The sequence below is a fragment of the cyanobacterium endosymbiont of Epithemia clementina EcSB genome (assembly GCF_029919255.1).
In the GTDB taxonomy this organism is placed as follows: domain Bacteria; phylum Cyanobacteriota; class Cyanobacteriia; order Cyanobacteriales; family Microcystaceae; genus Rippkaea.
The window spans coordinates 2462548-2475228 of sequence record NZ_CP123991.1 but is presented as its reverse complement, the minus strand read 5'-3'; the positions used below and the strand labels follow the sequence as shown (position 1 = coordinate 2475228).

The 12681-nt window shown below is 34.2% G+C and carries 9 protein-coding genes and 1 pseudogene; 3 read left to right on the top strand and 7 right to left on the bottom strand.

Features of this window, described 5'->3' with window-relative positions; genetic code table 11:
- Positions 1-285: 285 nt before the first annotated feature.
- The 7 genes and pseudogenes from P3F56_RS08315 to P3F56_RS08280 form a co-directional block, all read right to left on the bottom strand.
- Positions 286-858, bottom strand: coding sequence for a hypothetical protein (locus P3F56_RS08315; RefSeq protein WP_281152412.1), 573 nt, complete (start codon positions 856-858; stop codon positions 286-288).
- A 206-nt stretch (positions 859-1064) separates the two neighbouring features.
- On the bottom strand, positions 1065-1853 hold the full coding sequence (locus P3F56_RS08310) for an ABC transporter permease (RefSeq protein ID WP_281153775.1): 789 nt from the start codon (positions 1851-1853) through the stop codon (positions 1065-1067).
- Between the two features lie 236 nt (positions 1854-2089).
- Positions 2090-2377 (bottom strand): ribulose bisphosphate carboxylase small subunit, encoded by a 288-nt coding sequence (locus P3F56_RS08305; RefSeq protein ID WP_281152411.1) that lies wholly within the window; start codon positions 2375-2377, stop codon positions 2090-2092.
- A 45-nt stretch (positions 2378-2422) separates the two neighbouring features.
- Complete coding sequence (locus tag P3F56_RS08300) at positions 2423-2542, bottom strand: hypothetical protein (protein ID WP_281152410.1); 120 nt, start codon at positions 2540-2542, stop codon at positions 2423-2425.
- A 361-nt stretch (positions 2543-2903) separates the two neighbouring features.
- Positions 2904-4224, bottom strand: a pseudogene (locus P3F56_RS08290) (RuBisCO large subunit C-terminal-like domain-containing protein).
- Between the two features lie 1447 nt (positions 4225-5671).
- Entirely contained in the window at positions 5672-6040 is a 369-nt protein-coding gene (locus tag P3F56_RS08285) for a ribulose bisphosphate carboxylase small subunit (protein WP_281152409.1), read from the bottom strand.
- Between the two features lie 36 nt (positions 6041-6076).
- Positions 6077-6286 carry a hypothetical protein gene (locus P3F56_RS08280; RefSeq protein ID WP_281152408.1) on the bottom strand — a complete coding sequence of 70 codons (210 nt, stop codon included), beginning with the start codon at positions 6284-6286 and terminating at the stop codon, positions 6077-6079.
- 206 nt (positions 6287-6492) lie between these two features.
- Here P3F56_RS08280 and P3F56_RS08275 point away from each other — a divergent pair, with 206 nt between their 5' ends.
- From P3F56_RS08275 to P3F56_RS08265, 3 genes are all read left to right on the top strand, one after another.
- Positions 6493-8388 (top strand): NAD(P)H-quinone oxidoreductase subunit F, encoded by a 1896-nt coding sequence (locus P3F56_RS08275; RefSeq protein ID WP_281152407.1) that lies wholly within the window; start codon positions 6493-6495, stop codon positions 8386-8388.
- 43 nt (positions 8389-8431) lie between these two features.
- Positions 8432-9937 (top strand): NADH-quinone oxidoreductase subunit M, encoded by a 1506-nt coding sequence (locus P3F56_RS08270; protein ID WP_281152406.1) that lies wholly within the window; start codon positions 8432-8434, stop codon positions 9935-9937.
- A 2245-nt stretch (positions 9938-12182) separates the two neighbouring features.
- Complete coding sequence (locus tag P3F56_RS08265) at positions 12183-12341, top strand: hypothetical protein (RefSeq protein ID WP_281152405.1); 159 nt, start codon at positions 12183-12185, stop codon at positions 12339-12341.
- The last annotated feature ends 340 nt before the right edge of the window (positions 12342-12681 follow it).

Sequence of the window (12681 nt, the reverse complement as noted above, 5' to 3'; positions counted from 1 at the left end):
AAGAGGCTAATTATCAGAATACTCAACAGTTATTATGGGAAGTTTTAGGAAGAATTTAAATAGTTTGGCATAAAATTAAACTTCAATATAAAAGAGTAATCGTTGAAAGAAATAGTTGACATAAAGTAACGAGAAAAACTGTCAAAAGAAATCGATATTATTTAGCCCATGCTGCTCTTGAAAGAAAGTCAACTCATAAACAAAAATTGATAATTCAACAAAATAATTAGATTTCAGTTAGTAATAATGACGAAAAAAATTTAAAAAAATCTCTTAACATAGGATTTAATTGAGACAATTAACCCATAGAGGAAGACTTCCTTTTGTGATCGCTTTAGCGCAAGCTGAATACCCATTAACAATTGAATAAGATTGACTTTCACTATTATCAATCCAAGTTTGAATCTTTTCAAAATTTGTTTGTTGGTAATCTTCTATTAACATAAGTTTAATAAACGCGTGGTTTAGAAGCTTTAAACTGTTAAGGTCTGACCAACCTATTATCAGTAAATAATCTTGGTGACAGTGATCCATTATTTGGTAGACTACAACTCCTTGATTTTTCTTTAGGGAGTCTTTTCTCAAATCAAAGGTAACTAACTCTCCGGGATTTATATCCTGTGGTATTTGATAAATTCCTGTCTGTCCATTCCAAGATTTACTTTCTTTAAAAGAGAGTTTTCCAGAGCTACTATTTTCAATAATAATGGTTATTATATTGTGCTTTATTTTTTGAGTATTTTGATGGGGAGTTATATTTATTTTTTTCTTTTTAAAGCGAAAAAAATTAGATAAAATCAATGAGGGAGATAAATTTTTAATTTGAGGAAAACGTATAACTTCATTTTTGTTCCACATTTGTCTTAGATCCTCAATATTTTTCTACTTCGAGAATATTAAAATTAAGAGGAGATGTTCAATCTCTTAAAACATAGAAAAATATCTTATCTACTAATGATCAAACTTCAATTCTTAGAGTAAATTTAGGGAAAAAAGTCTAAAATGAATAAATTGTACTAAATTTATAGTATATAACTGAATTTATGACTTAGAAGTCTCTTTAATCAGGCTCCCATTCCAGAATATTGTTTGATTCCCCGTCGCCATAACCAACGATTAACAACAAAGAAGATAATACACCATCCCATCATAATCAATAAACCATGAATAATATTCACAGGTAATGCCATTAATAAGGCTGTTGGAAAATAAGCAGTATAGGGAATAGGAGTCCACATAACTATCTCACGAACTCTATCAGGAAATACATCTAAGGGAGCTGTCATTCCTGAAAGGAAAACATAGGCTAAATTCCAAAACTGTTGAATAGCACTGGCTCTTTCTGTCCAAAAAGCAAACATAGCGAAAGTATATTGAATTAAAAAATTCAATACAAATGCAACAACTATGACTACAAAGGCTAACAGAAAATGGAATAAATCAGGTATCCAAAAAGCTTGAGGATATAACAAAAAAAATAAAATAGTAAAAAAGATAACTAAAGGCAATCGGGTAATTTTTTCTGTAACATGTCTAGCTACATGATGCCAGCCTGGATCAAGAGGATGCAACAATTTAAAAGATAGTCTACCCTCCAAAACTTCTCTCTCAAAATCCCAAACCACCCAAACATTAGTGAATTGTCTTATTTGAAAAATACAAAAAAAATAACGAGCAAACTCAACTGGGCTTAGTCTAAACTCACTTTGGGTAGCTGCTTCTATCCAAACTCCCATTAAGATAATAGGCAACGATCCTGACAAAATCCAAAAAAATATTTCAGCACGGTACTCCATCATATAAGCATAATAAACAGACAGAAAAGTAATTTTTTTTTTAATTATCCAGTACATCATTTAGTCTCATTTAAAGTTGATTAAAAATTAATTATATTGCTAGCTATTTAGATAATAGACTTACTTTTTTTAGTGTTTTACCCTCGTTAATTCATTAGTTAATAATTAATATTACATTGTTTGTAACTGCTACTTTACTCCACAAAAATAAAAAACCTAGGACAAATCTACTATGTCAGTAGATAGGCTTTGAAACACTAACTGAAAAGGTGTCCCAAGTTAGTTTCAAAGAATTAATATCCAACAATGTCAAAACCAATAACACGAATATAGCCATTGGGATACTTACAGCGATATTTACGGACTTCTACTAGAATTTTCTGGGCAGAAGGAGAACTCAACAAAGGTAACTTCCACATTGTCCAAAAATAGGTTGTGGAATCAGGATTTTCTTCAAACTTAACCCCAGGAATAAACTCTTGATCTAGCATATTTTCAATTTGCTTGGCGACTTGTTGATCAGTTAATGGAGGTAGGTAAGAAAGGGTTTCGTAACGACGCTCTTTAGGTAAAGTTTTCATGGGTTATCTATTTTCTTCAATTAACTAATTTAAGGATTATTTGAGTCATTTATCTTCAGACTCAGAGATTTCTGAATTAGGGGTAGAAATCTTTGTTTGAAACTGAATTAGTCGTGTTAATAACTGACGATGGTGTTCCATATTTGCCTGACTAATTCCAGCCATTACTATCTTTGGTAAAAATTCCAGTACCATTTTTGCTAGATGCTATCGTACTGACATAATCCACAATACTCATTCCTTATTTTGAGTTATTAATCTCTCTAAATACACTTCTCTGGATATTATGGGATGAATTATATTGAATCAGCCAAAGAACCTGAGTCGGGTTAGTTTCGGATAAGTGATTGATAATGGTACAAACTGCTTAGTAAGTCAGGTAATTTTGTGAAACTCAAACCGTTTCTTTGGCTACTTATTTATAGTTCATAGATTACTCCTTGTCCAAATCAGGACATAATTGTCAGTTATGAGTATTTTTACATGAGTAATTTTGCTCTCTTCAAAATTAACAACTATTTCTAAATTAGAGTGTGTCCATTACCTCAAATTCGAACTTGACTTCTTTCCAGAGTTCGCAGGCGGCAGCTAATTCAGGACTCCATTTACAAGCTTCACGGATAACTTGATTTCTGGCTGCGCCAGACAAATATCGGCCTTGATTACGGGCTTAAATACAAGCTTCGAGAGCCACACGGTTAGCGGTTGCACCGGGTGCATTACCCCAAGGGTGTCCTAAAATACAACCACCACATTGAAAAGAAGAATCATCTCCAAAAATTTCCACCAAGGCGGGCATATGCCATACATGGATACTACTAGAAGCAACAGGCATGATTCCAGGCATAGGTGCATAGTCTTGGGTAAAAAATATACCACGAGTACGGTCTTCTTCAAGATAGTCTTCACAGATCAGGTCGACAAACCCCATAGTGATGTCTCGTTCCCCTTCTAATTTGCCAACAACAGTTCCAGAGTGAAGGTGATCACCACCAGATAGAGGTACTTAGCTAGAATTCGGAAGTGAATACCATGGTTTTTCTGAGAAAAAATTACTGTGTGCATTGCATGATGAGGGGAGTGCTAATTTATTTGGTAAATTCTGCTCGCTTGAGCATTTCTTTGCAAGTAGCGGCAGTAACGTTGAGATAATGACTTTTACATTGGTTTCCACTTGCACTTTCGTGATTGCGTCTTAGACGAAGAGGAAGCGATTATGCCAGCGCATGAAGGGTTGAGAGTTAATATCATTCGTCATCTTTGGTAAAATCCAAGCCACCGAATAAATATTCATAAACAGCGCGTCCATAGTTTTTAGCCGACAGACTAAGTTTAGGCTTAATAGTACATCCGGATAAAGGACGACCATACTTGTTTAATTTGTCCCGTTCAACCTTGATTCCATGAGGAGGTCCTTGGAAGGTTTTAATTAAGGCAACAGGAAAACGAACATCTTCTAAACGTAATGCTCGTAGTGCTTTAAATCCAAATACTTTACTTACTAAAGAGGTGAGAACGTTCGTAACAGATACCTTCTTCAAATAAATCTAAAGGATAAGCAATGTCGCAAAAATATTGATTATCTTTGTTAGGAACAAGTTCTATGTCATAACAACGACCTTTGTAAAGATCTAAGTCAGTTAAATTATCTGTCCAAACTGTTGTCTAGGTTCCGGTAGAGGATTCTGCCGCAACTGCCGCACCTGCTTCTTCAGGAGGACCCCAACCTGGGGTCCTCCTGAAGAAGCAAGTACAGTGTCTTTCGGGGTATAGTTAGGGGTGTAATAGGTAAGGCGCTAGTCTTGAACACCAGCTTTAAACCCTTATTTAGATTGGGCTTGTACCATAGAATAATTCCTCCATAAATGGCATGATTAATTTCTCATTTATCCGCGTACAAGTTAAATCTGAACCTACCTGTAATAGAGAAAGTATTTTAGAAAGTTATCTTTCCGCTAGAAGTGGTATTTAGCTAACCGTTAATTTACTTATTTATTCTTTAAGTTCAAATTATATCATAGATAGTTATACTCTCTTTATTGCTTATTAATTTTTTTTAAACATTTAAAAAAAGTATAGTTGATTTAATCAATGTATTTCACATATTTAGTTTAATTATTATTTATATTTTTTTATAAATATCCAAGATAACTAATTCTATCACTTTTTAAATATACTAGTTAAGCAGTTTTTAAAACAGCAAAAAAAGAAGAGACAAAGTCTCTATAACACTGACCTCAATTGAGGGTTAGCTCAAACTACTAACTTAGTCAGAGAAGACAGATTTTTAAAAATTAGATATAAAAAATTTTATAAAAGAAATGATTCACTAAAAAAACTCAAATTTTTATAAGAAAGATATTTATTTATTCTCCTAAAAAGATTTAAATAATAGAATTACTTGCTATTTATTCTTATTACTTTCTATCTAAGGTACAACAACTTTTAACTCGATAAAAGGTTGTTGATATACATCTGGAAAATCACAGGATAGTTTTGGTTTATACTGAATAAAAATGAGAGTTAGATTACTCTGTAATCTTGGCACTATCTTCAATTTTGTTTTTTGTTTCTAACTAAATATATTTCCTGCCTTCTGCAAAAAAATTAGCTTTTTTCTCTTTAGTTATTTGTGAATTATGAGGAAAATTATTGCGGTTAGAAATAGATCAATTGTCAACAGAGAGATTAAACCTCAATTAAATCTATTGAAGCTTCATCAATCAAGTCATTATGACTAGGGAAAAACATTTATTCCTAATTTTGTTTACTCTAAAGGTTTAGATATTGCTGCAGAAAATAATCACTAAGTATCATCAATTAGTGAGCCTGCTTCAATGGTTATTACCAGTTCAATAGAAGTATTAATAATACTGGTTGAAAAACAAATACAAGTGTTTTTACCGATTTTATTTTGGCCAATCACTAAAACCCCAGCCCCTAAGATAGCACCAGATTGGATTTCAATATCTTCTTAGTAAGCATTGATTCTGTTTCCCATGCCAATACAAACTCCTTCTCGGATCAAAATTTGACTATTAGGCGCAGCTTGGAGAATAGTTCCTGGTACAATGACTGCACCTTCATGAATAACAACGTCACCAAGTAAATATCTAACTGAGTTGGTGGATGAATAAAAGGTAAATGCATTACTATTATTTAGTAGTCATAAAGGGACAAGATTGAATCTCACCCCTTCTCCCTACAATTAAGGACGTTATAATTATCGTTTCTAAGATACGGCGTTTTGCTTAAGTATCAATACCCAGTAAGCGCACATATTCCCCTTGATGTTCAGCTAAACAAGCTTCTAGAGCAACAATAATATCGGACGGTTGTCCTCAATAGGGGTAAACTCTGCCAGGATTTAGTACGAAAGCGGCGTTTATCTGCGTGTTCTGTGCCAATTTTATATCCTTGGGAAAGTAGTGATCTCACTTGGCTAATCGTTTCAGCGTTTAAAGTAGAACTAGAAGTTGTACTACTAGTTAATCCTTGGCTGCAATGCTTTGTCACTTTTGAACCATTAGATGGAATTTGTGAGGTTTTCTCAGGACGATGAATAATGGTTTTTGATATCCGTTGTTTGACATTGGAGTCAATCTCGATTAAACACACATCTCCACTATGTTCAGATAAAAAAGCCTCTAATGCTCGTATCACTTTCGTTTCTCGCAATACTCTCAATAGCAAGACCGGTCAACCAAGATTTAGTCCGAAAAAAGCGTTGACTGGCAAATTGTGCCCTACTTTATAGCCAGATTGGAGTAGGTTTTTGACTTGGAAAACAATATCCTCTGGCAAATGACCATTACCATTGCCGTCACTTGCACCATAACTATGGCCATTATTACTATGGTTTTTAGTGGTCGTGGTGTGAGCCGGAATTCCGGTGGTGTCTTTGAACATTGCTAAAGGTTAAAAACTGTTTTTAACCTTTAGCAATGTTCAAAAAACTTTCCAGAAACCCACCCAGTAATACATCACAATCAATAGGTATAGATTTGACTTTATTTTACCAAAAAATAGCAGCTTCCTCGTCATATGAGGTAGAAACTAGGCATGAAAACTGATATGCTCTATAAGAGTAAAGACCCTTAAATAATCTACTTTAGATGAGCAGTTTTATTGTACACAGTAGTTGGTTGATCCCGATTTACGGTCTAATCGGTTCGGTGTTAACCCTGCCTTGGTCTTCAGGAATTATTCGTCGCACAGGACCTAGGCCAGCGGCCTACCTGAATTTGTTAATGATAGCATTTGCTTTTATTCACAGTTCATTGGCTTTTTCTATTATTGGGCGAGGCCAACCTGAACAATTAATATTTCAATGGCTTCAGGTAGCTGATTTAGATTTGTCCCTAACTATAGAACTGTCTCCAATTAGTTTAGGGGCGTTGGTATTAGTCAACGGCATTAGCCTACTTGCTCAATTCTATGCTCTGGGTTATCTGGAGAAAGATTGGTCTTTAGCCAGATTTTTTGGATTGATGGGGATATTTGAAGCTGCTTTAGGCGGAATTGCTCTTAGTGATTCTTTGTTGCTGAGTTATGGTCTTTTAGAAATTCTTACTCTATCTACCTACCTTTTAGTCGGGTTCTGGTATGCTCAACCATTAGTAGTAGCCGCGGCCAGAGATGCGTTTTTAACCAAGCGTGTTGGGGATATTATTTTATTAATGGGATTGGTCACTCTTTCTAGTTATGGAGAAGGGTTGACCTTCTCTGAACTAGAAACATGGGCAATTAGCTCAAATTTAGCCCCTTTAACGGCAGGATTATTAGGAATATCGTTGATTGCTGGTCCTACAGGTAAATGTGCCCAATTTCCGCTTAATTTATGGCTTGATAAAGCGATGGAAGGGCCAAACCCTGCCGGAATTATGCGAAATTCGATAGTAGTTTCTGCTGGAGCGTATTTGTTGATTAAATTACAACCGGTGTTCACTCTATCCCCCGTGTCTTCTGACGTACTAATTATATTAGGGTCGGTAACAGCAGTAGGAACCTCGTTGATGGCGTTGGCACAAATTGATATCAAACGAACCCTATGCCATTCTACCAGTGCTTATTTGGGATTAGTCTTTATTGCAGTTGGATTAGGTCAAGTCGATATTGCTTTATTATTAGTTTTTACCCATGCGATTACAAAAGCCTTATTATTTATGAGTGCAGGAGCGGTTATTTCAACGACTTATAATCAGAATATAACAGAAATGGGAGGAATTTGGTCACGTATGCCCGCTACTACTACCAGTTTTATAACAGGTGCTGCCGGATTAGTTGCATTGCTACCCTTAGGGATGTTTTGGACATTACAACGGTGGTTTAATGGGGATTGGAATGTCCCTGGATGGTTGTGTGCAATTGTACTATTTGTAAATTTGTTATGTTCTTGGAATTTAACCCGTGTCTTCCGTTTAGTGTTTCTAGGGAATCCTCAACCTAAGACCCGTCGAACTCCCGAAGTTTCCTGGCCAATAGCTTTTCCGATGGTGACGTTAACCCTAACAACTCTAGTTTCTTCTATTGCTCCAATTCGCTGGCCATTTTGGTTATCAGCTGTGTCACCTTTGACTGATAAAGACATTATCATTGTTCAATGGGCAATACCCCTTTCAATTGGATCAGGAATCATTGGTTGTCTCCTTGGAATTGTTAGTCCTCTAAGAAAGTCTTGGACTAGGCCGACTCAATTCTATCTGCGGTTTTTTCAAGATTTATTTGCCTATGATTTTTACCTCAACCGTGTTTATGAAGTAACGGTAGTGGCAGCAGTAGAAAGAATATCTTATTTGACTATTTGGTTTGATCGCTATGTAGTAGATGGGGCAGTTAATTTAGTGAGCCTAGCTACTATTTTCAGTGGCAATATTTTAAAATATAATACGTCTGGACAATCACAATTGTACATCTTGACTATTTTAATTGGAGTGAGTTTATTGATGTGCTTTGTTCTTAGTGAAGAATGGGGAATGATAATAAATTATTGGTCATCAATACTTTATTGAAGTCAGTTCAAATTTTTAGTAACAGTAAGGAGTCGATGTATTAATGGTACTCAGCGCCTTGATTTGGATTCCATTAGTAGGGGCTATCTTAATCGCTTTTTGGCCAGGAAAGTTAAATTCAGTCCATTGTCGCCTGTTGGCTATGGTGATCGCAAGTATACCTCTCATTATCAATATTATTCTCAGCTTCAATTTTGACCCTACTAATCCAAATGTCCAATTTACTGAGTATTTACCTTGGATTACGAGAATTGGGTTAAATTATCATTTAGGGGTTGATGGACTATCATTTCCTCTAATTTTTCTCAACAGTTTACTGACCTTAATCTCAATTTATGCCAGTAGTCAAACTATTAAGCGATCACGATTTTATTATGTTTTGATTCTAATTCTTAATAGTGGGGTAATGGGAGCATTTGTTGCCCAAGATGTGTTACTCTTTTTCCTCTTTTTTGAGTTAGACATTATCCCATTGTATTTTCTTATTGGAATTTGGGGAGGAGCAAAGCGGGGTTATGCCTCGATGAAATTTCTTCTCTACACAACAGTTGCAGGAATTCTGATTTTGACTTCATTTTTAGGATTAGCATGGTTCTCAGAGTTATATAACTTTGATTATGAGACACTACGCACCCATACTTTACCTTTGTCAACTCAATTAATTTTACTGGCTCCCCTTATTATTGGTTTAGGGATTAAAATACCCATTTTTCCTTTCCACACTTGGTTGCCTGATGCCCACGTTGAAGCTTCGACCCCTATTTCAGTTTTGTTAGCAGGAATTTTATTAAAATTAGGAACTTACGGGTTATTGCGTTTTGGGATAGGATTATTTGTCGATGCTTGGGTATTTATTGGTCCCTGGTTAGCTACATTGGCCTCTATAAGTGCTTTGTATGGAGCGTCATGCGCAATTCTTCAAAAAGATATGAAAAGAGTGGTCGCCTATTCTTCCATTGCTCACATGGGCTATGTTTTATTAGCTGCGGCGGCTACCACTCACTTAAGCATTACTGCTGCTACCTTTCAGATGGTCAGTCACGGGTTAATTTCTGCCCTATTATTTCTGTTAGTTGGAGTAGTTTCCGAGAAGACCGGAAGCCTTGATGTGGACTTTTTACAGGGGTTGCTTAACCCTCAACGGGGTTTACCGATTACGGGAAGTTTAATGATTTTAGGAGTAATGGCCAGCGTTGGAATTCCAGGGATGGCCGGTTTTATTGCAGAGTTTTTAGTATTTCGCGGAAGCTTTCCTATTTTCCCGATTCAAACTTTATTATGTTTAGTTGGAAGTGGTTTAACGGCAGTTTACTTCTTATTGATGGTTAACCGTGTCTTTTTTGGTCGGTTAACTCCTGAACTAGCTCAATTACCCCGTGTTTTATGGTCAGAAAGAATTCCTGCTTTTGTCTTGTCTTTGTGCATTGTGGTTTTGGGACTTCAACCTTCTTGGATGGTACGTTGGAATGAAACCCAGGTAGGTGTTTTATTAACAGGAAAGCCAGACATCGCTGTTGTTATGCAGCAGTGGCGAGCGGAAAGAAAATAGAAATAAAAAATATCGAGATATTTAGCTTAATTAATCAGTTTTATTGGTTTGCATAGACTAAGTCTGACAAATTAGCAGCCAAGAACTTCTAAAACTATTATCCTGACTGTCTTCTATAACCATAAAAAATAAATTTTTATAAAAACTAGATTTTCGGAATTTTAGAAACCTTGCAAAGCAAGATTTTTAACTTTTGTTGATTATGATTTTGCCACAGTCGATTCAGCAGGTCCGTTTTATTTTATCTCCTTAGACCTATGAGTGATTAACCTTGAAAAAACAAAAAACATTAAAGAAGTAAATCATTTTTTATTTCTATATTGTGAGCAATTCCCCTGAATTTATATTACTTTAATTTTTTAAAAAATTAACTTCTTTAAGCAAGAATTTTTGGACTGCCTTAGCTAAATCATATTCATCTTCAAATATATTTCTGGCAGTTTTACCAATTTTTATTTGATATCATTCTCCTCCTATTATATTTAGTTCTGGATATAAACTGGTAAAAAATATAGATCTAACTATTCTTATGTCTATTATTTTAGTTTGACTTTAACTAAAATAATAGTATATCCTTCTAGGAAGAATTATCGTATCTGTTCTTTTGTCTTTACAGTATATTTAGGCTTAATCTGTTTTTATCTCTAAAATTTTACCAAACTTTGTTTTTCAATCGAGTGTGATAAATCTGTAAAAAAATATAAGTTTAATAAAATTCTCTTTCTAGAACGATAAAAGTAAGTTAAGTCATAAGCTTATTTTTTAATTAATTTAATTTTCTGATTAATATCTTCGTCCACTCCTTAGAAAATTAAATTATCGAAACAACCTATAATTTTACGATCTATCTACTTATTATTTAGCTATTTTTCTCAAAATTTTGCTCAGCAATTTATGTTAATTTCAGAAATTTATTGTAAGTCTCCTCACCTGTTATTTGAGTTTTTAAAATATACCTTATTTTCTTTTTTATTCAAGACATCTTTCCTAGGACTAAGGAAACTTTTGTGATTTCTTCTATTTTAGCTGTCTCTTCGTCTTTTCATAAGCTCGTTTTTTTTGAGTTGCTTCGACACACTGACCGATTGTAACGAGCTAAACTCCGGTTTCGTAACCAAAAATTAAGTCTAAAAGTTTGAGTTGTTCTAGTTTTGTAGAATGTTCTTGTCTTAGAGTTTGAACTCTATGTGTGTAAGCTACTACGGTATGAAGTATTTTTTTGTACTAAACGATACATAGTAGAAGCATTAATTGTCACGTCTATTTTTCTGTGTAAGTGAATCTTTAATCTTTATAGATGTAGCATAATCATTTTTTCATAGAAATTGTCATTCTTTAATTTTATAGTTTTCAAAAACTATAAAGCAATCTTTTTATACTTTCTAGCACTTCATATTGTCTAAGTAATTGACAAAATTATCACTAACCTAAAAATACCCTACAACTAGCATATTTGATTAATTTTATTGTTAATTTCTATGATTTTAGTGGGAATCTCTATGGAGAAATGTTTTATTTTTGGGGGCAACTAACATTCTTTTTGTTTTTTACTTTAAATCTATCCAAATGAACCCCACTATCAGCAATAAATTTATTCTAAACATGTGATCTACAGGTTTTAAATTTTCACTCCATTTCCGAGTTCTTTCTTGCTGAGAGTGTCTTAGTTCTCCTAAAATTTGATCAAAACGGCTTTCTGTCTCTCAATTTACCAACAGAGTAATCCACTACCGTTTGCAAAATTAACCCTCTTATGTCTTAATCTTGAATTAGATTCGGTCTTTATCTTAGGACAGCCTCGGAAGGAGTATTACTTATGGAAGTAAACGAACTAACTTCGATAGAAATTCCCAATTATTTGGGAATTTCTATCCTCGAATATGAAGAAGAATAAAAATGGGCTGATTTAAAATCGAGTTGTCCTCGAATCAAAGCGGAATTAATCAGTCTTAAAAGCTACCTTACTCTAAGGTAACAAAAGTAAATACAATCACGATATCATAATAAACAAAGCAACTTAAGACCATTGTTAACTTTTTTAAAACTATTACGGACTCAGAATTTATATTAGTTAGTCGGCGTTGTGCCCTACACCCCTAATCTGGCAAGAATTCGAAGCTATCGGATTTATTTCTGGCATGAAACGAACCGAATTTATCTTAACCTGCTTTTATTAATGAACCAAATTTTTTGCGTATCTTTCAAGAAGGTAAATTATCTTAGTTTTTTAAGAGGAATTAAATTAATGAAAACCTTAGTTCGTATTATCGTCACTTTAGTCGTAACAATTAGTTGTTTAGTTTTTGTTAAACAGGCATTAGCTGCGTCTACTCTCTACCTAGTAGATACAAAGTTCATCCCATATGCTCAAAAGTTTAATTTCAACAACAGCAATATTCGTTAGTTGCGGGAATTAAGTTGTTTCTATCCTAACCTAGCCAGTAATATTATGTTAACTTTCCCTATTCTAGAGGTAAAATAGGTCTTAGGAGTCTCTGGACTCAGTAAAAAATCAAAAAAACGTTTACAAAGCAACTCAGACAAATGTGTACTAAATCTTCCTGCTAGTGAACCGACTGAAGGAGATGATCGCTTAAGCCCAACTCTTTACTAAACTTTACTAAAAAAAAATAATCATTTTTTCATGAATTAACTCTTAAATGAGTATTTTTTTGAGTTATTCAATTTTAAAAACAAAATGAGAGAAGGCTGTGACTAGGACAAAAAAGTTAAAATAAAGAAAA